The sequence below is a fragment of the Micromonospora cremea genome, from assembly GCF_900143515.1.
In the GTDB taxonomy this organism is placed as follows: domain Bacteria; phylum Actinomycetota; class Actinomycetes; order Mycobacteriales; family Micromonosporaceae; genus Micromonospora; species Micromonospora cremea.
Genome location: NZ_FSQT01000002.1, coordinates 4,805,654 through 4,826,579 on the forward strand (window position 1 = coordinate 4,805,654; position 20,926 = coordinate 4,826,579).

The 20,926-nt window shown below is 68.5% G+C and carries 20 protein-coding genes and 3 pseudogenes; 7 read left to right on the forward strand and 16 right to left on the reverse strand.

The genetic code is table 11. From position 1 onward, the window contains the following. Positions 1-63 precede the first annotated feature (63 nt). The 4 genes from BUS84_RS36075 to BUS84_RS36085 all read right to left on the reverse strand — a co-directional run bounded on the left by BUS84_RS36075 (position 64) and on the right by BUS84_RS36085 (position 2,473). Entirely contained in the window at positions 64-471 is a 408-nt protein-coding gene (locus BUS84_RS36075) for a VOC family protein (RefSeq protein ID WP_074318738.1), read from the reverse strand. Then, positions 431-1,225, reverse strand: a complete 795-nt coding sequence (locus tag BUS84_RS40825) for an arsenate reductase/protein-tyrosine-phosphatase family protein (protein ID WP_280175164.1) — start codon at positions 1,223-1,225, stop codon at positions 431-433. Before BUS84_RS40825 ends, BUS84_RS36075 begins: the two co-directional genes overlap by 41 nt. Before the next feature lie 587 nt (positions 1,226-1,812). Further along, the gene (locus BUS84_RS38500; protein WP_159451111.1) at positions 1,813-1,959 is read right to left on the reverse strand and encodes a hypothetical protein; all 147 of its coding nucleotides are present in this window, start codon (positions 1,957-1,959) and stop codon (positions 1,813-1,815) included. 58 nt (positions 1,960-2,017) lie between these two features. Continuing rightward, positions 2,018-2,473 (reverse strand): MaoC family dehydratase, encoded by a 456-nt coding sequence (locus BUS84_RS36085; RefSeq protein ID WP_244298852.1) that lies wholly within the window; start codon positions 2,471-2,473, stop codon positions 2,018-2,020. A gap of 336 nt (positions 2,474-2,809) precedes the next feature. Here BUS84_RS36085 and BUS84_RS36090 point away from each other — a divergent pair, with 336 nt between their 5' ends. Then, on the forward strand, positions 2,810-3,046 hold the full coding sequence (locus BUS84_RS36090) for a lysophospholipid acyltransferase family protein (RefSeq protein WP_074318740.1): 237 nt from the start codon (positions 2,810-2,812) through the stop codon (positions 3,044-3,046). 4 nt (positions 3,047-3,050) lie between these two features. Further along, the gene (locus BUS84_RS38505; RefSeq protein WP_159451112.1) at positions 3,051-3,200 is read left to right on the forward strand and encodes a hypothetical protein; all 150 of its coding nucleotides are present in this window, start codon (positions 3,051-3,053) and stop codon (positions 3,198-3,200) included. Here the strand turns inward: BUS84_RS38505 and BUS84_RS38510 are convergent. Continuing rightward, a complete protein-coding gene (locus tag BUS84_RS38510) occupies positions 3,193-3,891 on the reverse strand; it encodes a haloacid dehalogenase-like hydrolase (RefSeq protein ID WP_074318741.1) in 699 nt (232 codons plus the stop codon). The genes BUS84_RS38505 and BUS84_RS38510 overlap by 8 nt on opposite strands. 976 nt (positions 3,892-4,867) lie before the next feature. Here BUS84_RS38510 and BUS84_RS36105 point away from each other — a divergent pair. Both BUS84_RS36105 and BUS84_RS36110 read left to right on the forward strand, forming a co-directional pair. Continuing rightward, positions 4,868-7,114, forward strand: coding sequence for a hypothetical protein (locus BUS84_RS36105; RefSeq protein WP_074318743.1), 2,247 nt, complete (start codon positions 4,868-4,870; stop codon positions 7,112-7,114). Positions 7,115-7,217: 103 nt separating this feature from the next. Then, positions 7,218-7,712 carry a hypothetical protein gene (locus tag BUS84_RS36110; protein ID WP_074318744.1) on the forward strand — a complete coding sequence of 165 codons (495 nt, stop codon included), beginning with the start codon at positions 7,218-7,220 and terminating at the stop codon, positions 7,710-7,712. Positions 7,713-8,198: 486 nt separating this feature from the next. On the opposite strand, the pseudogene BUS84_RS36115 reads toward BUS84_RS36110, so the two are convergent. The 4 genes and pseudogenes from BUS84_RS36115 to BUS84_RS36130 all read right to left on the reverse strand — a co-directional run bounded on the left by BUS84_RS36115 (position 8,199) and on the right by BUS84_RS36130 (position 12,127). After that, positions 8,199-9,429: pseudogene (locus tag BUS84_RS36115) on the reverse strand (IS110 family RNA-guided transposase). Positions 9,430-9,884: 455 nt separating this feature from the next. Further along, positions 9,885-10,763, reverse strand: coding sequence for a hypothetical protein (locus tag BUS84_RS36120; protein WP_159451113.1), 879 nt, complete (start codon positions 10,761-10,763; stop codon positions 9,885-9,887). 109 nt (positions 10,764-10,872) lie between these two features. Then, positions 10,873-10,998 (reverse strand): annotated as a pseudogene (locus BUS84_RS40470) (site-specific integrase); the annotation flags it as partial. 217 nt (positions 10,999-11,215) lie between these two features. After that, positions 11,216-12,127 carry an NADP-dependent oxidoreductase gene (locus BUS84_RS36130; protein WP_074318746.1) on the reverse strand — a complete coding sequence of 304 codons (912 nt, stop codon included), beginning with the start codon at positions 12,125-12,127 and terminating at the stop codon, positions 11,216-11,218. A 148-nt stretch (positions 12,128-12,275) separates the two neighbouring features. Between BUS84_RS36130 and BUS84_RS36135 the strand changes: the two genes are divergently transcribed. Next, positions 12,276-12,755 (forward strand): MarR family winged helix-turn-helix transcriptional regulator, encoded by a 480-nt coding sequence (locus BUS84_RS36135; RefSeq protein WP_208869818.1) that lies wholly within the window; start codon positions 12,276-12,278, stop codon positions 12,753-12,755. A gap of 502 nt (positions 12,756-13,257) precedes the next feature. On the opposite strand, the gene BUS84_RS36140 is transcribed toward BUS84_RS36135, so the two are convergent. The 5 genes and pseudogenes from BUS84_RS36140 to BUS84_RS36160 all read right to left on the reverse strand — a co-directional run bounded on the left by BUS84_RS36140 (position 13,258) and on the right by BUS84_RS36160 (position 17,737). Beyond that, entirely contained in the window at positions 13,258-14,814 is a 1,557-nt protein-coding gene (locus tag BUS84_RS36140) for a low temperature requirement protein A (protein WP_159451115.1), read from the reverse strand. A gap of 47 nt (positions 14,815-14,861) precedes the next feature. Beyond that, positions 14,862-15,083, reverse strand: coding sequence for a hypothetical protein (locus BUS84_RS39225; protein WP_074318748.1), 222 nt, complete (start codon positions 15,081-15,083; stop codon positions 14,862-14,864). 200 nt (positions 15,084-15,283) lie between these two features. Continuing rightward, on the reverse strand, positions 15,284-16,726 hold the full coding sequence (locus tag BUS84_RS36150; protein WP_167627090.1) for a PKD domain-containing protein: 1,443 nt from the start codon (positions 16,724-16,726) through the stop codon (positions 15,284-15,286). Positions 16,727-16,938: 212 nt separating this feature from the next. Then, positions 16,939-17,421 (reverse strand): annotated as a pseudogene (locus tag BUS84_RS36155) (replication-relaxation family protein); the annotation flags it as partial. A 49-nt stretch (positions 17,422-17,470) separates the two neighbouring features. Further along, a complete protein-coding gene (locus BUS84_RS36160; protein ID WP_425293482.1) occupies positions 17,471-17,737 on the reverse strand; it encodes a hypothetical protein in 267 nt (88 codons plus the stop codon). Between the two features lie 57 nt (positions 17,738-17,794). Here BUS84_RS36160 and BUS84_RS36165 point away from each other — a divergent pair, with 57 nt between their 5' ends. After that, a complete protein-coding gene (locus BUS84_RS36165; RefSeq protein ID WP_074318750.1) occupies positions 17,795-18,403 on the forward strand; it encodes a DinB family protein in 609 nt (202 codons plus the stop codon). 96 nt (positions 18,404-18,499) lie between these two features. On the opposite strand, the gene BUS84_RS36170 is transcribed toward BUS84_RS36165, so the two are convergent. Then, positions 18,500-19,618 carry an IS630 family transposase gene (locus BUS84_RS36170; RefSeq protein WP_074308194.1) on the reverse strand — a complete coding sequence of 373 codons (1,119 nt, stop codon included), beginning with the start codon at positions 19,616-19,618 and terminating at the stop codon, positions 18,500-18,502. A gap of 427 nt (positions 19,619-20,045) precedes the next feature. Here BUS84_RS36170 and BUS84_RS37970 point away from each other — a divergent pair, with 427 nt between their 5' ends. Further along, the gene (locus BUS84_RS37970) at positions 20,046-20,447 is read left to right on the forward strand and encodes a hypothetical protein (RefSeq protein ID WP_143728628.1); all 402 of its coding nucleotides are present in this window, start codon (positions 20,046-20,048) and stop codon (positions 20,445-20,447) included. Positions 20,448-20,455: 8 nt separating this feature from the next. Here BUS84_RS37970 and BUS84_RS36175 read toward each other — a convergent pair whose 3' ends face one another. Beyond that, positions 20,456-20,857: a GntR family transcriptional regulator gene (locus BUS84_RS36175; protein ID WP_074318751.1), complete on the reverse strand. Its 402-nt coding sequence runs from the start codon at positions 20,855-20,857 to the stop codon at positions 20,456-20,458. Positions 20,858-20,926: the final 69 nt, after the last annotated feature.

Consider the following 20,926-nt stretch of genomic DNA (forward strand, 5'->3'; position numbering starts at 1 on the left):
GCGGCAGGGTCCGGTCGGCGTCGAGGAGCGAAGTCCACGTCCGCCTTGGCGGCAGGGCCCCGGTCAGAGTGCGGCCGGTGAGGGTGGACCCGGCCGGTGGGCGGGTTGGAACAGTTCGATGAGGTTGCCGGCGGGGTCGGTGAGCAGGATTTGGCGGCCGCCGGGACCAGTAACCACGTCGCTGCGGAACGACAGTCCCGTGCTGTGCAGTCGGTCGATCTCGGCATCCAGGTCGTCGATGATCAGATGGATGCGGTTGCGTCCGGCGGTAGTCGCGTCTTCGGGGGTGGCGCGGGCGCCCGAGCTGGCTGGCCCGGACAGCAGCAGCCGCAACGGGCCGCGCACCACGTCTGCGAAGGCGGGCGCGGCGCTGGTGTTCAGGGTAAAGCCGAGATGGGTGGTGTAGAAGTCCACGGCCGTCTGGACGTCATCAACGAGGTAGCGGACGCTGGCGTACTGGTCGGGTGTCACTGCTGAATCTCCTTGAACGGCGGGCGGCGGCGAGGACTGGCAGCAGGTGTCTGATGCGGGTGTCGATGTCGGCCGCGGTCTGCTGGAAGGCGGGGTAGCTGGCTTGGTCGGTGTCGCCGGCCGTGGCGGGGTCGGAGACGCTCCAGTGCACCCGCCGAGGATGGTCCGGAAAGTCAGGGCAGGCCTCGCGGGCCTTGTCGCATAAGCTGATCACGTAGTCGAACCGGCGGCCGGTCACCGTGTCCAAGTGCCGGGGGCGCTGGCCGATGATGTCGATGCCGAACTCGTCGCGCAGCAGGCGTACGGCGTTGGGATGAAGCTGGGGCTTGGGCCGGCTGCCGGCGCTGGCCACCTCGACCTGGCCGCCGGCGCGGTGCCGTAGCAGGGCCTCGGCGATCGGTGAGCGCGCGCCGTTGCCAGTGCACACGAACAGCACGCCGACGCGGGGCGAGCGCCGCAGGTCGACCAGAGGTATTCGCGGCGCACGCTCCCGGCGCAGCGCCGGGTGCAGTGCGGAGCCGGATTCGGCCAGCGCATCTGCGCAGCGGTCCAGATTCAGGTGGTAGTAGCTGTCGCGGCCGTCGAAGCTGCTGCGCGTGGCGGTGACCAGCCCGCCGTCACGCAGCAGCCGCAGATGGTAGGAGACCAGGTTCTGCGGCTCACCTATCAGCGTCACCAACTCCCGGACCCGGTAGTCGCTGTCGGCGAGTTCGGTCAGCAGCCGCCACCGCAGCGGATGGGCCGCCAAGCGCACAAACCCCGGGGGGCTTGATTCGATGACGCCATGACAGCAATATACATCAAACAGGATTGATGGAGTAGTCACGTGTTGGGGAGGTGGGTAGTGGCCGAGCCGTCGCCCATCGCAACAGCAGCCAGGCTCGCGGTGTCAAGGTGAGTGTCTATTTGAGTGACTACGGGTGCGTACACGGCCGTACACCTACGGACGACGGCGGACCGTTCGCGCAGGTTGCAGGCTCAGCAACGCCAGCTCAACGAAGGGGAATCGTTGCCTGGGGGTCAAGGGGTCGTCGGTTCGAATCCGGCCGTCCCGACGCAGGCGGGGGCCATCTCGGAAGATCGAGTTGGCCCCTTGGCGTACCTAGGTGACTGACTGAGTGACTACGCCTCAACGTCGAAGATCGTGTCCATGGCGACTGCGCCGCCCAGGAGCACCGGCCGCAATTGGTGTCGGTCGACGCTCTCGAGTTGACCGCCGCGATCACGCAGGCGTGCATCTCGCGCAGGTGGGAACGACCGTGCCGAGCGCCTCGGTCAGGGGGCGGCTGTACGCGGCCGCGTCGCCCGCCCGACCGACGGCGCCGCGCAAAGTCAGCCAGATCACCGCCGAGCGGAAACGCCTTGCCCGCGCCGATCAGCACGACGGTCCGTGCCGGCCGGGTCGTACGCCAGCGCGGCGGTGTGCCGCAACTGGACGTTGAGCACCTCGCCGTTGAGCGCGTTGCGGGTGTCCCGCCGGTCCGTCACGAGTACGGCGACCGATCCACGTATCTCGCATGAGACGCAGGGTGCAGTGACGCGGCGGTCACTCATGGAACACCAGGACCCAATCGGCGACACAGACCGGTTTGATCTCGCCCTCGACCTCCACTCGCATCTGCACGACTACCCGGCCTCCGGCAGCCATCCGGCGGGTCTCCAAGAGGGTCGCGACGCCGCGCACCCGTGAGCCGACCGGAACCGGAGCGCGCAGGCGCACCTTGTTCAGCCCGGCATTGATGACCAGGCGGACGCCGTCGACCTTGACCAGTTCGGACAGAAAGGTGGCGCAGAGGGAAAGCGTGAGCATGCCGTGCGCAATTGTCGTCTGGAACGGGCTCTCCGCCGCCGCCCGCTTCTCGTCGACGTGTATCCACTGGTGGTCTCCGGTGGTGTCGGCGATCGCGTTGATCCGGGCCTGGTCGACGAGGTGCCATCCGGTTGTGCCGAGCGGCTGGCCGACGCGCTCGAGCAGGGCGTCGATGTTGTCGTATCGGCTCACTTTGTCCACCATCCGTCAATGACGGCCCGACCGCAATCCCACCGGCTTTTAACGGCAGCGCATCAGCCGTCAGGCTGAGCGGTCTGTCCGATGATTGTCGCGTGCGTCGAACGAAACATGTGCTAGATGGAAGTCGATGACTCGAACAGTTTGCCAGGACGCGGTCGTGGTCGTGGTTGGCGGGGCCGAGGCCGTCCTGACCTCGTTCACGGAGGCCATCCTCCTCCCGGCCGGCGCACTTTCGGTCACCCGCCGCTCCGTGCCGGTCGAGGTGCCGGACGCGGTTCGTCGCAGCGGAGCGTCAACAGGGCGGCCTAGTCTGCATGTACCCCGGAGGTGACGGGGCCACCGGACAACCTGCTCTGCCGGAGCAAGACCGGGGCGGCCCGGATCGCGCTCACCACCGGCGCACCGGTCATTCCGGTTGCCATGCTGAACACCTACGAGATCCAGCTTCCGGGCAAGCTGATCCCGAAGGTCATGAAGGCCAGGGTGCCCGCCGGTACGCCGATCGGCCTGGTCCCCGTTCCGGGGCCTCCCGTCCGGCGTCGCCTCGTGCGCCCTGACCGATGAGATCATGCGACAACTCCAGGCCCTTTCCGACATGTACGCGCAGGCCGCCAAGAAGGAGCTCGAACGCGGGGTGCGACCGCCGACCTGCCCGGAGAGGCCCCCGGGCCCGGGACTGGGTATCGCGACGCCGGCGGGGGACACCGCGGTCAACTGACCGGTCCCGATGCCTTCTCCTCTCGGGAGAGGTGGCCACCCGTCCAGGTTACGGTGGTCAGCCGGGCACCGAGTAGCCGCCGCGCCCTGGCGACCTGACGCGCGTTCGCGTTGACCAGCACTGCCTGCTGCGCAGCGCCAAGGATGGGCAGATCCGACAGCGAGTCGCTGTAGGCCACCCGCCAGGGCGGCGTCACCCCCTGGGCGGCGAGCTGCGCCATCTTGGTCGCCCCGTAGTTATGCACAATCAGCTTCGGCCCGCGGATGTGCGAGGCCACGAGCTCGACCTCGGCGAGGCCGATCGCGTCGAGCACCGCGCGCGCTAGGGTGTGCTCGCACGCGGTGACCACGACGACCCGGTCGCCTGCGGCGAGGTGGGCACGGATCACCCGCAGACCGGGCGCGATGATCCGCTCTGGCTCTTCACCGAGGTCCGCGCCGAAACGCCCGAGTTCCGCCCGCAACTGTTCCGCGCTTCGGCCCAACAAGCCGATCCGGCTCATCCACCGCGCCGCCTGCGGACGATAGGCGGGAATGGCGACGACGGGTGCGAGGAGAATGAGCAGGACGACGGCGAGCGGCAGTCGAGCACCCGCGAAGGCAATGCGTCGCATGAAAAGCCCGAATGCGTCCCCGCGCAGCAGTACGCCGTCGAGATCGAAGATGACGGTGTCGGCGGAAGGCGCTCTCATTGGCCTACCCGCTCCGGTGCCACAGGCGGTTGGGCATGAGCCGAGTGTATGGGGAGCGGGGCCCGTCTGAGGTCCTCGCCCTACAGTCATCGGGGGAGCGACGTGTTGTGCTTTGCGACGACGAACCAGTCGGATCCAGCGGCAGGGTGGACTCTTGACAGTCCGCCGTAACGAGCCCGGTAACGACGAGGGGTTGCGGGCGGCGGAGTGCCCGACATGGGCTGGCGGCGTCGTCATCAGCGATGCCGATCTGTCCGCATTGGAGGTCGTCGGAACCAGCGCCAGCACCACCAGGCGCAGCCCGACCGGGTGATCGCTCAGCCGGGACAGCCAGCCGCGGTCCGCGAGACAGCGGGATGAGCCCATGCACCTGCAGGCGACCAGGTCGAGGGCGACGCCGGCGGCCGACAGGATGTACACCAGGATCAGGTTGAGGGTGAGGTGCCGGCACAGCACCTCGACCCCGAGCCGGATGCGTCTCGCGGTGAGCGCATCCAGATCGCCATGGTGCTCAGCATGAACGGCAGCAGGAACACGAGGGACAGGGTCCGGCCAGCGGTGCCCGAGGGCAGGTCGCCCCACCGGTACGCCTCGGGCACGACCCCGCCTGGCCCAACGGGCGTCGGGGTAGCCGGCCGCGGGCGGTAGAAACCGGCGTTGCGGTCGCCGGCGACTTGGTGGACCAGCGGACGGTCCAGCACCGGCAGGGGACTCGCGCCGGCGACCCCGTGAACCCTCAACTCCACGACGTCGCCGGCCCCGCCCCCGTCCGGGTCTGGTCCCGCCCGCGGGTCGCCCTGAGCTGATCCGCAAGCTCCGTCCTTCCGTGACAGACGTCGACAAACATTGACACCCGAGAGTTTAGTGGGCCCACGGCATCGAAATACGTCGCTACGCTCCGGTCGTCATGTCCACACCTGACGGACGGGGAGAGTCTGTGCGCGGACGGTTACGAAGAAGGACCCTGGCTGCGGCGGTGGCGACCGCTGTCGTGGCGCAGGTGGCGCTGTTCGGTGCGGAGGCGACGGCAGGCGAGACGCCGCTTTGGCAGGTGGAGGTCGCAAAGATCCCCACCACCGAGTACACCCGGGACGCGAAGATCTACGTCACCGAGTCCTGCCAGGCGCTTAGCCCGTACGTGGAGGGCGGGCTCGGCGACAGCCGGCTCGCCCCTGTGCTGGCCGACGTCGAGAGCCGGTACTTCGACGGCGCGCGGCTGAAGAGCGCCGCTGACGGCGAGGTCGCGTTCGACAACCTGAAGCACTTGGAGTCGTTCCTCAAGAGCCGGCTGACCGGCGCGAGCCCGCCGAACGGTGAGGCCGAGCAGGCGCACGTCCGCGCTCTGGTGAAGACCCTCACCGGTGCCCGGCTGTTGGCCGACGCGGCGATCCAGGACGCCGAGGTGACCATCGGCCCGTTCCGGGCTAGCCCGCCCCCTGCTCCCGCCCCGGTGGGACTGACCGAGGCGTTCGCAGATCTCGAGGCGGCGAAGGTCGATCTCGCCAAGGCCGACGAGATGCTGGTCAAGGCCAACCCGGTGCCGGCGACGATCCAGGCCGGCCGGGCCTGGGCGAGCGGCTTCAACGTGCTGGCCCGGCTGGGCATCACCTACGCCGGCGACCACGACAACGACGGCGTGGTCGACGTGGTGGAGCTGCGCCTCGGCGCCAGCCCGCTGCTGGTCGACACCGACGGCGACGGTCTGACCGACAAGTTTGAGATCACCGAGCTGGCCGGCTGGACCGCGCCGAACAAGGCCGACACCGACGGGGACTCGGTCGCCGACGGCGCCGAGGACGTCGACAACGACGGCCTGACCAACCTCCAGGAACAGGACCTCGGCACCTCGCCCACCAACCCGGACACCGACGGTGACGGCGCCAAGGACGGCACCGAGGTCGCCCAGGGCAGCAACCCGCTGGTCGCCGACCAGCCCCGCGCCCCGCCCACGCCCGGCGACGTGCCGCCGATCGTCCCCGTGCCCACCGACCTCGACACCGACGGCGACGGCGCACCGGACATCGTCGAGGAGGACGACGGCACCAACGCCAACAACCCGGACACCGAAGGTGACGGCCTGTCCGACGGCACCGAACTCGAGTGGGGCAGCAGTTCACTCGCCCAGGACACCGACGGCGACGGTCTGCGCGACGACTATGAGGTCGCCAACGCCGAGTCCCAGGACCTGGACCCGGCCCGACCGGACGAGCAGATCAGCAAGTGGACGTACGTCGCCGACTTCGCGCTCGGCCTGGTCGCCGGCGAGTTCGCGATGCGGGACTCGATGGCCTGGCTCGCGGGCAACATCTGCTCCACCGCCCTGAGCTTCATCCCGGTGTACGGCTGGATCGTCGGGGCGATCACCGACATCCGGGACGCGGTCGCCGCCGCGATCCGCGGCGACTGGGTCAGCGCCGGCTTCAGCGTCCTCAGCCTGATCCCCTACGCGGGTGACGCGGTCGCCATTCCCGCCAAGATCGCGAAGTTCGTCCAGCGGTACGTGCACCGCCTCGCCGAGGTGGCCCGGTTCGTCGCCAGGTACGACAAGATCCCGGCCTCGGTCAAGGAGGTCACCTACGAGCTGATCATGCCGGAGGTCTGGGCGGCTCTCGTCGAGCCCGAGGGACTGACGGCGGCGGTGGCGTCGGGGCGGGTGAGCAAGTCGAACTTCGACCGGCTGCTGCGCGGCGCGCGCACTGATCTGAAGAAGCTGCACGAGGTGGTGTTCCAGAAGCCAAACCACGTCCACGGGCCCAACGTCGACTGGGTGTACCGGTGGACCCAGGCCGAGGAGCGGCTCGTCGAGCTGATGACGTCGCTGGGAAAAACCGGCAGGCACGGCTCCAACAAGCTGTACCTCAAGAGGCCGGACCTGCCTGACCTCCCGGCGAACTCCCGCGGCCGTTACCCGGACTTCGCGGAGGAGGACGCCAACGGCAACTTCACCCTGCACGAGGTGAAGGCCGGCATCCCGATGCGCGACGAAGACATCGAGCAATGTAAGAAGGACGGGTGGTACAAGGACCCGGCCAACCAGGCGAAGATCCAGGCGGACAACCCGGGGATGGGGAGCAAGAAGGTCGTGGGCGTCCACTGGCACTTCATGCCGCACGGCGGTGGCTCGCCGAACAACCCCTACAACAGCCTCGGGGTGTGGGATGACCTCCTGGACTGTCTCGTGCAACAGAACATCACCTTCACCATCCACTTCCCGGCCAACTGACAGGTCGTCAGCGCGTCGTTGACCGCGCATAGGGTGAATCCGGGGCATCCTCGCCGATGCCCCGGATTCACCGGTAGTACCCACCGACGGAGGACACCTGGCCATGAACTCGCCGACAAGCTCCGCGCTTCCCCCGTACGCCGTGCCCGGCATCCAGCCGCTCCGGGTCAACGAGGAGGGCCGGCATGTCGAATACCGTGGTCACCAGCTCATCCGGACACCGCTGGTGGCCGCGGTGTTCGCTCGCGTACCCGAGACCTTCCTTCCCCTCACCGAGGGGGAGCCGCTAAGTCGCGAGGAGCTCTGCGCGGCGCTCGACGTCAGTTCCCGCGACGGCCTGGCCTGGATCGTTGGCCTCGGCGACGCGGTGAAGTCCATGGTGGACAGCGGCGGTGACTTCGTCGACGACGACCTGATCGAGGAGGCGCTCGCCGCCCAGCCGGACGTGGTCGAGGTCTACCACGTGGACCGAGAGGTGTTCGACGTCGTGCTGGCGCGCTTCCTGCGGGCTGACGAGATGTTCGCCCGCTGGCTCGACGCCATCACCGCCGCCCACCGGGAGTTCGCCCGGCGGCTCGGCGTGGAGCTGCCCTACTGAGCTGACCCTGCCCCGCCACCGAACTGCCGAAGACGTTCGAATGGTAGGCCCCCCGGCCGAACGACTGTCCCGATCCCAGGAGCGCGTATGGCGGGCAGGAGTTCGAATCCCTGGCCGCGCACGCCAGCCAGGCGAGAACCTTTTCCTGCAACTCGGCCACGATCGGATCACCGACCTCATGGCAGTGGAGACCTTCGTCCGGGCCGCGCTGACCGGCACTGCTCCGGCGGTGCGATGCCCCGGCGCACGCAGGCTCCGACCACGAAACGGTCGGAGCCTGCGTGCGCCGGGCAAATCAGCGGGACGGTCTCACTGGGCCAGGAGCCATTGCAGGATGGCCTTGTCCTCGTAGTGTTCGTAGCGGCGGATCGGCTGGCTGGTGCCCCCGTCGAGGTCGGCGAGGGGGGCCACCCGGGCCCGGGCCAGGATCGTGTGGCATGTGGAGGTGGGCAGGCCGAGGCGACCGGCGATGCGGGCGCGTTGGAGTCAAGCAGCGGTCTTGTGGTCGTGCTGTTCGCGGTGTTGCCAGGCGGTGGTCTCGTCGTAGAGGGGTGCCGGTTTTGAGGCAGCCGTGGAGGATGCCGACGAGGCGGTTGCCGAGTTGGCGCAGGGCGGCGTGGTGGCCGACGCCGCGGTGGCGTTGCTGGTCGTAGTAGGCGCGGGCGCCAGCCGAGGCGATGAGGGCGGCGAAGGCTTGCCGGCCGAGGGCGTCGATGAGCCGGTCGTTGTGCACAAAGCGGGCTAGGACGATCTTCTTCTTCCCCGATTGGCGGGTGATGGGGCTGGTGCCGGCGTAGTTGCGGGGGGCTTTGGCATCGGCGTAGCGGGTGGGGTCGTCGCCGAATTCGGCTAGCACCCGGGCGCCGAGGATTCGGCCCAGGCCGGGCTGGCTGAGGTAGACCTCAGCGTCCGGGTGCTGCCCAAAATGCGCCTCGACCTGCTCCTCCATCGCCTTGATCTGCGTCTGCAGGGTGGTCAGGATCGCTACCTGGGCGCGGACCGTGGCGACGCAAGCCGCAGCGACCACGGGCGGCTGGCTCAGCTGCTGGCTGCGCAGCGCTGTGCGTAGCCTCCCTGCATTGGCAGGCACGTCGTGGCGGCGGGCGCGTTTGAGCGTGGCAGTGATCTGCGCGGTCGTCAGCCGAGCCGCCGTGGCGGGGTCCGGGGCCTTGCCCAGCAGGTCCTAGGTGTCTGCGGCGGCCAGGTCGTCGAAGGCGGCCAGCGCGGCGGGGAAGAGCTCCCGCAGCGTCTGCCGCAGCCGCAACGTGTGGCGGGTGCGTTCCCAGATCAGCGTCTGATGCGCCCGGGTCACCACCTTGACCGCGTCGGCCTGGGCGCTGTCGCCGGCGACCGGGCGCAGTTGATGCCGGTCGGTGCGCACCGTGTCGGCCAAGGCGTGTGCGTCACCGGCGTCGCTCTTGGCCCCCGACACTCCGTGTCGTTCCCGATAGCGGGCCGCCTGCAGCGGGTTGATCGCATAGATCTGGTAGCCGGCGGCAATCAGCGCCTGCACCCATGGGCCCCGGTCTGTTTCTATGCCGATCACCATTTGGGCCGGCTCATCGTCCTCGACCAGCTGCTCTCCGATCAGCCCGTGCAGTCGGGCGATCCCGGCGATCCCCTCCTCGAGCCTGGCTCTGCTTAACCTCCGGCCCGCCTCGTCCTGTACCTCCACGTCATGGTGGTCCTCGGCCCAGTCGTCCGATACGAACAGCACGCCAACCCTCCCGCGAGTTCCACAGTCGAGCGAACCGCCTGGCAGCGTCCGGGAGAGCTTCCGCGAGCTAATGACCAAGTGCTCACACCGGCGGGGCGGGCACGACATCCCATCAGCGGTTTCGTCTCCCGACCACCGGCAGGGGCATAATCTGTCACTAGGACTGCCAAGGCGTCCTGCAACCGCGAGTGCTCACCCGCCAGCGGTTACCGGATCCGAGTCTGCCGCAACCGACCCGGCAACTCTCATTGGCAACCGAGGCAGCCGACCTCACGCCTGACCCCGCTGTGGCGCTAGGCGGACTGAGGCGGCGGGCCAAGGAGCATAGGGCCAGCTGTGCCTCTTAATCCGGTGGTCCGGCGCTGTCCGACCGGGCGTGTAGCCAGCGAATGTTGAGTCGACGGGACGGCGGCGGACGGTGACGGCGTTCCTGACCAGGCTAACCGTGCGACGCGTTAGCGGATGCGGCGGAAGGTGTGCTGCTCGATTACTTCTGGATTGCTGGAGAAGGTGGCGAGGACTAGGTCCTGGCCGTCGGCGTAGATCCCCAGCGGCCGCGTGCCGAACGATGGCTTGCCTGCGATTTTCCCGATTGCGAGGACCGTGGTAGTAGCAGGCCCGAAGGGATCGTGCGGTGGTGGCTTCATCGACCAGGTGCCCTCAGAGCTCAGCGCGCCTTCCAAGCTGATCCCGTATGGGAGGAGCTTCTCGGCGCCGACATACGCGAACCGCAGGTCCTCCGCTGTGTAGCTACCGTCGGCGTTCAATGCGAGCCGCGCGCCGTGCTGATCTCGCCACACGCCGATCAGCTGTCCTCGGCCGGCAGCCGTGGGAACGCCCAGCGATGGACGGCTAGGCGCTACGTGAGGGCAGCTGTTATCGCACCGAAGATAGCTAACCACATCGTTGAGATCGGGGTCGCCGACGTTGTAGCCGAGCTCGATGCTGTCGTCATTGCGCCGTGCCAGCAGCTTGTCGATCTCGACTCGGGAGGGCTGGTTGGCGACGACGTCGAAGCTCAACCCGACGAAGGCGTGCTTGCCGTTCGGATTGCCCAGTGGCGTCGTGAGGTGCCATCGCCCTGAGCCGGTCGCTCTGTCCTGGCTGAGGTCGAGGTTCGATGCCAGATCGCTGTCGGCGAACATGTACTTGACGTCATCGCCAAAGAACTCGCCGTCTGCGGTGAATTCGATCGTGTCGCCTCGGTCGCTGCGCCACATGCCGATGAGGGCCGCCGGTGTCAGATCGACCCACGTCCGCTGGCCGTCGCCAGCCGACAGCGCCTCGCCGAGGCCGCACCCCGCTAGCAAGAGAAGCACGCCCAGGTACGCCAAGAGCCGTCGCATGCCCGTCCCATCGCCGTCCAACCATCGCGTCGGCAGTGTAGAGGTGACCACCGATCCGGGATGTCCGGTGCGCGTGGCGTGGTCGGCGCAGATGGATGCTGTCGGACAGCAGAGACACGAAGCTGTGCCGCAGCTCGCGGGGTGTCCAGTCGCGTGGGTCAAGGCCCGCCCTGGCGACGACGGGTCGGAAGGCCCGAAGCGCGTTGTGCCGATCGAGGGCAGTCGTACTTCACCTGCGCTACATGCCGCCTGGTGAGGGAGTGTGCGCAGGTCAGGATGGTAACGACTCTGAGCCGGGGGCGGCCCTTGCGCTGGGAGCAGATTGGGTGCACGCCGACGATGTGGTCATCGTTGCCGAAGTGCTCAATCCGACCGTGGTCGGACCCCGGCCTAGGGTCCGACCACGGCGGCCGCCGAGGCTGGCGCGGCCCGGCACGGGCTCAGGGAACCAGCACCACCTTGCCGCCGGCGTGACCGCCGTCGCTGAGCCGATGCGCCGCCGCAGCCTCTGCGAACGGGAAGGCGGCGGCGACGGTGGCGGTCAGCTCGCCGCGGACGAGCCGGTCGACGGCCGCTGCGAGGTCGGCTGCGGATCGCTGCTCCGGGCCGGCGGTGAACACAACGCCGAGCTGCTGAGCTGCGCCGTCGGCGATGGTGACGATGCGGTCGGTGCCGCCGCGCAGTTCGATGGAAGCTGGCAGCGCGTCCTTGCCGGCCACGTCCAGCACGGCGTCGACGCCGTTGGGGGCGAGGGCGCGCACCCGGTCGACCAGTCCTCGGCCATAGGTGGTGGGGGTGGCGCCGAGGTTACGGACTCGATCCTGGTTCGCTTCGCTGGCCGTGCCGATCACGGTGGCGCCGCGGTCAGCCGCGAGCTGAACGGCGAGTTGGCCGACCCCGCCGCTCGCGCCGTGGATGAGCAGGGTGTCCCCGGCGCCGACCCGAAGCAGATTGAGGGCGCGGGTCGCGGTCTCCACAGCGACCGGCAGCGCCACGGCCGCCGAGAACTCCAGACCGTCCGGGAGCTTGCTGTATGTGCTGGCGAGCGCGAACTCGCCGTACGCGCCGGCCGGCGAGTCGGCCCAGCCGACCACTCGATCGCCGACTACGACGTCGGTGACCCCGTCGCCGAGGGCGTCCACGATCCCGGCCACGTCGACTCCGAGCACTGCGGGCAGCCGGGTCGGGAAGATCGCCTCCATCGCACCGCTGCGGATCTTGCCGTCGATCGGGTTGACCCCGGCGGCGCGGACCTGGACCCGGATCTGGCTCGGCCCGGGCACCGGCAGCGGCACCTCGGTGAGACCCAGGACCTCAGGTCCGCCGAACGCGTTGAACGTGATCGCCTTCATGATCGGCTCCTTGCTCTGCCTGGGGGCCCGGACGACCCTCCCGACGAATTGGCTGTCTGAGACAGGTAAGCGCTTCCTGGTGGTGCCGATATTTCCTGCCTCCGAGTGACCGCAGTCACCGCTGACCCCAACAGGTAATCTGGCCGTCGTGGATAGGGATGACATACCAGCCGGGCGCAGGCCACCGAGCGCTGCCGCAGGCGGGCCGGTCAGCTACGCAATCTTCCGGCTCGGCCGGATCCACCGGATACGCGCCGCTCAACTGCTCCGCAAAGTTGGCCTGCACCTCGGACAGGAGTTACTGATGATGCGCCTGTGGGAGTCCGGCCCGCAGCGGCAGGTCGACCTCGCCGTCGAGTTCGGCACCGACTCGGCAGGCATGACCCGAATCGTGCAGCGCCTCGAACGTGCCGGCTATGTACGACGTGTGCCTGATCCTGATGACCGCCGGGCTACCCGGGTCGAACCCACGCCGGCCAGCCTCGCCCTGCGCAGTCAGGTGGAGCAGATTTGGACGGACCTGGAACAGTTCACCGTCGGCGCAATGACCGCCGAGGAACAGCGCGACGCTATCCGCGCCATGGAGCGGCTGGAGGGCAATCTGCTGGCAGCCCTCGCAGCCGAGTAGCGCTTCTCAACCAGCACAGGTCCACCCCCTCGGTCGGGCCTGGGCCGGCGACTCGCTCGACCTCGATCGGCTACCGCCGATGTTCACGTGGCTGCAGCCGGCGGTCTTGGCCGCCAACAGCGCACCGTGCAGGTTCGGCGCCAGCCCTGCGCCTCATCCGAGCCGCAACATCCATGCCACCTCCGATCCATCAAAGCCGTGCCCTTGCATCCGTTCCGGCCTGACTTGCGGCCACTCGGTCAGCATGGGCAGCGCGGCGATCGTCGACAACACCGGTAGATGGCGCCGAGTGCCGGCCACTCGGTCCAGCAGGCCGTCGCCGTACACCGTCAGACCCTCCGCAACGCGTCAGCTGCCGAGGAGCCCGACGGGGAACGGGTACGGCGGCTGTGGCGGCACTACGACCCGGACGGCGTCTTCCGGGCAAACTCCTCCTACGGCAGCGGGGCGGGAACGCCGGCGGCTGAACGAAGCAGTTCGCCGGCGCGCCGGCCCGGGACCGTCAGGCCCGGGGGGCCGGCGGCGCGCTGCAACGCCGGCCCCGGATCGTGTCGGCGGCCGCCACCCCGATCAGGACGGCCGCGGCGACGCTGCCGACCACCAGCGGCGGGGCCCGCCACAACGCCGGCACCAGCAATACCAGGAGGCCGATCGCGACCAGGCGCGGCCAGGCGAACCGGGCGTAGAGCTGGCGGTCGAAGGCCACCCGGCCGACCAGGAAGAGCGCGGTTCCGCCCAGCATGGCGGCGAGCCAGGCCGGCGGCGTCGCCCCGAGTGGGTGGTGGATGAGCAGGTCGAAACCGACGGTGGCGAGAACGATGCCACTGATCATGGCAATGTGGCTGCCCGATGCCCGCCGGGCGAGCATGGCCGGCACCCGCGCGGCGCTGATCGCCTCGGGCAGGACGTACCCGGCGCGGAAGAAGTAGATCCGCCAAAACAGCACGGTGGTCAGGAACGCCACCAGGAACGCGGCGTTGCGCTCGAGGGTGCCGTCGGCCGCGACGGTGGTCATACCGATCACCAGGATCGACTCGCCCAGCGTGATGAGCAGGAACTGCTGGTGCCGCTCGGCCAGGTGCTCGCCGGCGAGCGCGACCTCGGCCGGCGAGAAGTGGCCGAGCCGCGGCGCGGGCCAGCCGAGGCGGAAGCCGGCGAAGTCGAGCAGTACGGCTACGCTCCACAGCAGCGCCCGTACCCAGCCGGTGGCGAGCCCACCGAGCAGCCACGGCACCCCGCTCATCCCGAACCAGAAGAGCGTCCGGGCGGCGCCCCGCCGTCTCGCTGGCAGGGACAGCCAGAAGAACGTCGCACGGCCGACCTGCACCGCCACGTACGTTCCGGCGAACCCGAGCGCGCCCTCGTCGAAGCTCTCCGGCAGGTTGACCGCCATCACCATGGCGGCCAGCACGCTGCCAACCACCACCAGCTGGGCGTGCGGTTCGTCCGGAGGCAAGACGCTGGTGGTCAGCACGGTCCAGGCCCAGAGCACCCAGAAGGCCAGGAAGAGCAGCAGGGTCTGCCCGGCCTCGGCGAAGACGCCCCGTGCGGCGTCGAAGTCGCCGATCAGCTGTTGGGAGATGCGGTTGAGCGCGAGGACGAAGGCCAGGTCGAAGAAGAGTTCCAGGAAGGTGGCCCGCTGCGCGGTTCCCGTCCGCCGCAGGCCGTCCGCGGCGGCGGTCATTCGGCTGCGCAGTCGTTCGTGACCACGGCATCCCCCAACCCCGTCGGCGATCTCCCCGTCCAACGAGGCAACACCGCGCCGGGACATTGCCGGCGTCGTCGCGCCAACCGCGCGTGGCCCTGCTACCGCGGGGATCGCCCGGCCGGCGGCGTACCCGGGCAGCGGCTCCCGGCGGGCCAGCCAGTCGGCTGGGATGCCGGCCGCCGGGTGTACGTCGCGTTCGGCGAACGCGGCGGCGAGCCGGTCCTGGTCGATCCGGTCGTGGTAGCGCAACTCGCCCACGATCGAGCAGGCCATCTCGGTGTCGTCGTCCACGGCCAGGGCCCGGCCGGCCACCGGACCGCCGACCGCAGGTATGTCGACGTGATCCCACACGCCTCGATCATCATTCGGGCGGAGTGAGGGACGGCTGGTTTGCGCCATCATGGCGGAGAACTGCCGACGTAGCCTCCTTCGACGCGGTCATCGTTCTGCCGAGTCGCCATCCGTGGGGAGTGCAGCAGTGAGTCCAGCAACGCTGCCAGCCGCAACGGCCGCAGCCATTGGATGACTCGATAATGGTTGTCGGCGCCGGTGAGCACTTCGTGCAGGGACGCGAGCGCGGCCGGGACTGGGCCGTTCCCGGGTGAGAGCACGTCGGTCACGCAAGCTTCAAGGATGCATCGGGGGCAGCTACCGTCCGGCAGGAGGTCACCGGACTCGCCGCAGGTCACGCATTCCGGTGCCAGCTGGTCGGATGTTCCTTCGCACCGAAGCGTCGGCGTCGCCGGACTTCGTGCAGGCATGGAGGTTGGACCGGCGGCGAGCGGCGCCCCGGGTCCTGACGACCCGAGGCGCCGCCGACTTATTTGATGATGACCGGGGTCGAGAGCAGTTCGTTGTCCGCTGGGAGCGCGTCACGGCTGGGGCTCGGGTCGGCCGAGGCGCGGAAGGTGAGCTTCCCGTAGGCCAGGTCGTCGCTGGTGACGGTGTAGGTGAACGAGAATCGGGTGGTCTTGTTGCTGCTCGTGGCCGGGACCGGCTCGGTCAACGCCCCGACCGGCTGGTAGCCCGACGTGGGAGTGCTCCGTGCGAGCTCGACCCGTACGCTCTCGTCGTACCGGGTGTTCCGCACGTGGACGTCGACTCCGATGGTCTGCCCCACCCGCGCCGTCGTGGGCACCGTCATCCGCACGATCGCGACGTCGTGGGTGCGCACCTGGATAACGTGCGCGGCGGACGCGGTCCGCCCGTCAGGCGTCCGCACCGTCAATCTGACCGTGTGATCGCCATCAGCGGTTATCTGGTGGACCGGATTCGGGTCGGCCGACGTCGTCCCATCACCGAAGTCCCAGGCGTAGGAGGAGATGTCCGCACCCGCCGGGTCATTGACGGAGCTGCTGAAACTGATCCGGTCGTACGAGCTGGGCTCGCTCGGCCAGTAGGAGAACTCCGCCGTGGGTTGCTTCGCGGCCTCCAGTTGGAAGGTGTGCACGTTGATTCCGTCCGCCGCCACCTGGAAGAGGTACGTCTTACCCGCCTCCGCACGGAAGGTCAGCGGCCGATAGCTGTAGAGGGTGCTGCATCCCGACATGACCAGGTCGGTGAGCGAGGAGCCCGTGTACACGGCCATGCCTGCATAGCCGGGGCTCGTTCGGGCCGTGATCGACTCGGTGGTCGTCGGCGTGTACGAGTACCAGGCCGTACGGGTCGGGGTGAAACAGGACGAGGGCTCGCCCGTCTCCCGGGTGGCACCCTGGTAGTCCTGCGTGTCCGCGTAGGGCAGCGCGCCGACCGGGATCGCGTCGGCGAAGTTGTCGTTGGTCGGCGGCAGGACCTCCTTGACCGAGAACCGAAGCGAACCGCCGCCGTCGCGGCCGTTGCCGCAGCAGTAACCGGCCATGAAGCGGTAGGTGGTGCCGGCGTTGACGGTGAAGGCGAGCCGCGCGTCCTGGCTGTAGTAATTGTCGTTGCAGCCGACCAGGGTCAGTGCCCCCTGGTCGCCGCTCCAGGCGGAGAGCACCGTGTTGTAGTTGCTGCCGATGGTGTCGGCCCGGATCCACATGTCCCGGGCCGGCGTGAAGCTGAACCACACCGATCCGTTGTTGTAGCACCCGGTCGGATCGGTCGGGTCCGACGTGGCGTCACTGGTGTCGATGGTGGTGGTGAAGGGAACGGACTCCACCGCGGTGGCGGCAGAATAGTCGTCGTTGGTCGGTGCGGCGAAAGCCGCGCTCTGTCCCCCGACCAACAGAGCGATCACCCCCGTGAACGCGACGACGAGTCGTGCGGCATTACGTCTGACCACTGCAAATCCTCCTAGTTCCCATGTCCCGCCACGTCCAGTTGTCGCCGGCGGCGGGATTCCGGCGGTACGAAGTGAAGAAGGTCCTCTCTCTTCACGTCGGCGGCGCGCGAACGCACCGATGGAATTCGAAGTCTCTCGGTGACAGGGTTAAGAGATCACTAAGGGTGTGCTAAAGGTGGCTCGGCGTAGGGCGTCGAGACGCGTGGCTGCCGCTAGACCTCCTCCCCGTCGCCGATGTAGCGGTGGGGGCCGGTGGCGGTGTTGTGTGGCCCGTGGTCTCTCGGCAGCTCGTGGAGCCACCGGCGGGGGCCGGGGTTGGCGGTGAGGGTCCAGGCAGGTCCGGCGGGGTGCTCGCGGTGCAGACCGGTGGCGACGGGCATGACGGTGGGCACGCCGGTGAGGGCGTCGAGCAGGTTGGCTTCGCGGCGCCGGTTCGGTACGCGCAGCAGGACCGGGTATCGGGGCCCGAACTCGGCGAGGCGTTCGTAGGCGCGCAGCTTGCGCACGAGGGTGGCGAGGGGTTCGGTGCCGTCGTCGTGTTCGAGGAAAAACCCCACCGTTCGGCCGCCGGCCTGCCAGATGCCGTGGGTGTCGGGTCGGATCTCGGCGAGGGCGTAGGCGGTGGTGGCGTGCTGCTCGGACCACCAGCCGACCAGGCAGGCGCTTGCGTCTGTGCGGGTGTATCCGAGCAGGTCGGCGGGGGACGTGGTGGTGCGTGAGCGTCCACTGCTGCCCGGCCATCTCTTAGGCGAGGGCGAGGAGTTCTGCGTCGGTGACGTGGTAGGCGAAGGTGTCCGCGTCGGTGTCGGCGGTGACCGCGACGATGTGCTGCAGATACCCCAGCCCGACGTTCGCCGCTGCGGCGGCGAGAGGGCTGAAGTTTTCCGGCGTCCCGATGGTGCCGGCGGGGACCGCGACGATGAGCACGAGGCAACCGCCGGGGCGCAGCAGCCGGGTGCAGGCGGTCAGCAGGCACGCCAGGCGTACCTGGTTCGTGGCCTCGCGAACCACGGCGCTGTGAGGTCCCTGAAGGGCTCCGCTCGCTGTCGGATGGCAAGCTCGTGTCCCATGATCGATGATTTCGCGAAGGACTGCCTGCATGGCCGGCTCAAGGGGATCCGGGAGGCACTGCTCTGGAAGCTCGACGGCCTGTCCGAGTACGACATCCGGCGTCCCCTGACAGCGACGGGGACCAACCTCCTCGGCCTGGTGAAGCACATGGCGACGTTGGAGGCCTGGTATTTCGGTGAGGTCTTCGGCCGCCCGTCCCCGGATGCGCTGGGGCGATGGCAGGACGCGGACGGCAGCGACCTGTGGGTGACCCCGGGCGAGACCCGCGAACAGATCATCGGCTTCTATCAGCGTGCCTGGGGGCATGCGGACGCGACGATTCAAGCGCTTCCCCTCGACGCGCCCGGCCACGTGCCGTGGTGGTCGCGGTCGGACGTCAAGCTGTTCGCCATCATGATCCACGTCCTTCAGGAGACCACCCGGCATGCCGGACACGCCGACATCCTGCGTGAGCAACTCGATGGCCGCACCGGGGTGAGGCCTGAGTACGAGGAGCAGATCGACACGGTGGCCCGCGAGGCGTACCGGGCGAAGATCGAGCGGGCTGCGCAGGAAGGGGCGGGCGGCTCGCGTCATGCCGGCCTGTCCGACACGCATGGTGCATAGTGCCGCATCGTCGCGCTGCTGCGCCACGATGGTCGTCGGGAGAAATCTGGGAGACGATCTTGCTAGTGCCCTGACCACAAACGTTCGCCGGGTTGGTTAGGCGGCCTTGGCTGCGGGGTGGCCCCAGCGGTGTTGTCGTTCGCTGCGGACGCGTGCGCGTTCGCGGCGTTGAGCGGTCAGGACGTCGGGGTGGCGGGCGTTGGCGTTGCGCCAGCGTAGGTATTGATGCAGGTGGCGACCGAGGGCGACGTGGTTTTGGTGGTCGGATCCGGCGATGACGAAGGTGCGCAGCGGGCCGAAGTGGGCCTCGATCGGGTTGGCCCAGGATGCGTAGGTCGGGGTGAAGCAGAGCTCGACCTTGTTCCGGGTCGCCCACTGCCGGATGGCGGCGCCTTTGTGCGCGGACAGATTGTCGAGGATGACGTAGATCGGGGCGCCGTCCGGCCGTTTCGCGCGGATCGATTTCAGGGCGGCGAGGGTGTTGGCCGCGGATTTCTGCTGGTGGATGACGCCGAACATGGTGTCGTCACCGACGGAGTAGCAGCCGTGGAACTGCCGGACGCCGTGCAGTTTGTGGTAGTTCGCAGGCAGCCGGTCCGGATGGTTTTTGCGCTGCCATCCGGACCCGGCCTGCGGTCGGATCGCCAGCGGCCCGAACTCGTCGAACGCGAACACCCGGTGCGGGAAGTGGTGCATGACGTGCTCGATGCGGGCCAGTTTCGCCTCACGTTGCGGGTCGTTCGACTCCTTCCACGTCTTCGTGCGCTGGAAGGTGATCTCGTGTTTGCGCAGGAGTTGCCGCAGTCGTTCGCGGCCCACCAGGACGCTCCGGTCGGGGTTGGTGGCCAGGTACTCGGCGAGTTTGCGGATACTCCAGCGGGTGAATGGGCGCCGGAGTTTGGTCGGGCGGGTGTTGGCCGTCGAGACGATGAACTGCTCGTCGTCAGGACTGATCTGGCGGGGACGGCCACCCGCCCACTGAGGGTCCAGGCTGGGCATTCCCATCTCGTTGAACCGGTGAATGACACCACGGACGGAGTCCTCGTCGGCTTGGACCAGCCGGGCGATGACCGGCACGCTGTTGCCGCCGGCGGAGGCCAGCACGACCATCGCCCGGCGCAGCCGGACCGCTGAACCGGTCCCGCGACGCACGAGGCGTTGCAGCTTCTGGCCTTCTGGATCGCTCAATCGGCGTACTCGAACGGGTTCTGCCACCTACACAGCCTTGACCGGCCCCGGGTCCACGCAGCGGACCCGGCCCGGTGTGTCACCCAACCCGGCCAACGTTTGTGGTCAGGGCACTAGCGAGACCCGTCCGCACCCAAGCATGCCGACGACTGCCCCCACTCGAAGCAGCGCAAATAGTTGTCGATGCATGTCGGGGCCCCGACCTGACCTTGTTCACACCGAAGGGGTCACTGGTTCAAACCAAGCAGAGCCCACCAGCTCCGAGGGGGCTGACGAGACGGGCAAGATCCGGAATATGCGCGGAATGATCAGCGGGAAGGCGAGCGAGTGATCAGGCATCTGTCCTGGTAGGAGACCGGTCCGGCCGACGAGCGCTATTCCGTTCCTAAACCGTGTGTCGGAGGTTCGAATCCTGCCCGAGGCGCCTGGAAAATCCTCAACGTACCCTCACACAGTGCTGATCAAGGTGATGGACGACTACGGATGCTGGCCCCTGTGGGTCCGTGACGACCGCAATAGCGTCTACGGGCCGCGGGATCCTGCAACGCTCGGGCTATCCGCCAGCCTCGTGGGGCGGTTGGCGTCTTGGCGGCAATGGTCCGAGGCCATGGTCAACATCGCCGATCCAAATGACAGCAGACCCGTTACGGCAGAAGAGGATGCAGCCTTCGCCGCTGAGGGACGTCTGCTGGCGGCACGTGTTGCGGATGAGCTTCCCCACGCAGTGGTCTGGTTCTACCAGGAGCAGCCAACGGAGCAGCCAAACCGGCGAACGCGAGCGGACGATCGCGGACAGGGACGCCATGTCAAGCGGCAGGATCAGGCGGTGGACCAGCGGACGGGGACGGACTCGTAATGCGTCGGTCAGCGGCCGACGCGGATGCGATCGGCGGCGTACAGCTCCCGGGAGCCGTCTGCGCGGAAGATCACGATGACTGGGACGCCCTCGCCGATCTCCAGCTCGCGTCGCTCCGCCGGGGTTGGCATCCGGGCGGAGGCGGTATCGCCCTTGAGGAGCGTCACCGTCTCGGTCGGCTCCATAGCGCGGACGAAGGTGCCTCGCGGCGGTTCCACGATCACGAGCCCTTCCGACCGAAGTAGCGCTATCGCCTGTCGGACGCTCGTGCGGCTCAGCCCGTACTCCTGAGCTAGCCGCAGCTCGCTCGGCAGCGATGCGCCGGGCGCAAGGTCGCCAGACGTGATCCGGTCTCGCAGAAGGTCTGCGAGCTGCCGGAACACGGCGCGGTCTGCGCTCGGGTCGATCACGGCTGTGACGCTACGTGTCCAACAGCTCTACATCTTATTGTATCTACAGTCCTACGTCATTACGGTGAT

Coding starts and splice junctions, on each gene's coding strand:
- BUS84_RS38505 (WP_159451112.1), top strand. CDS start 3,051: ATGCGACAACTCCAGGCCCTTTCCGACATGTACGCGCAGGCCGCCAAG.
- BUS84_RS38510 (WP_074318741.1), bottom strand. CDS start 3,891: ATGAGAGCGCCTTCCGCCGACACCGTCATCTTCGATCTCGACGGCGTA.
- BUS84_RS36110 (WP_074318744.1), top strand. CDS start 7,218: ATGAACTCGCCGACAAGCTCCGCGCTTCCCCCGTACGCCGTGCCCGGC.
- BUS84_RS36130 (WP_074318746.1), bottom strand. CDS start 12,127: ATGAAGGCGATCACGTTCAACGCGTTCGGCGGACCTGAGGTCCTGGGT.
- BUS84_RS36165 (WP_074318750.1), top strand. CDS start 17,795: ATGATCGATGATTTCGCGAAGGACTGCCTGCATGGCCGGCTCAAGGGG.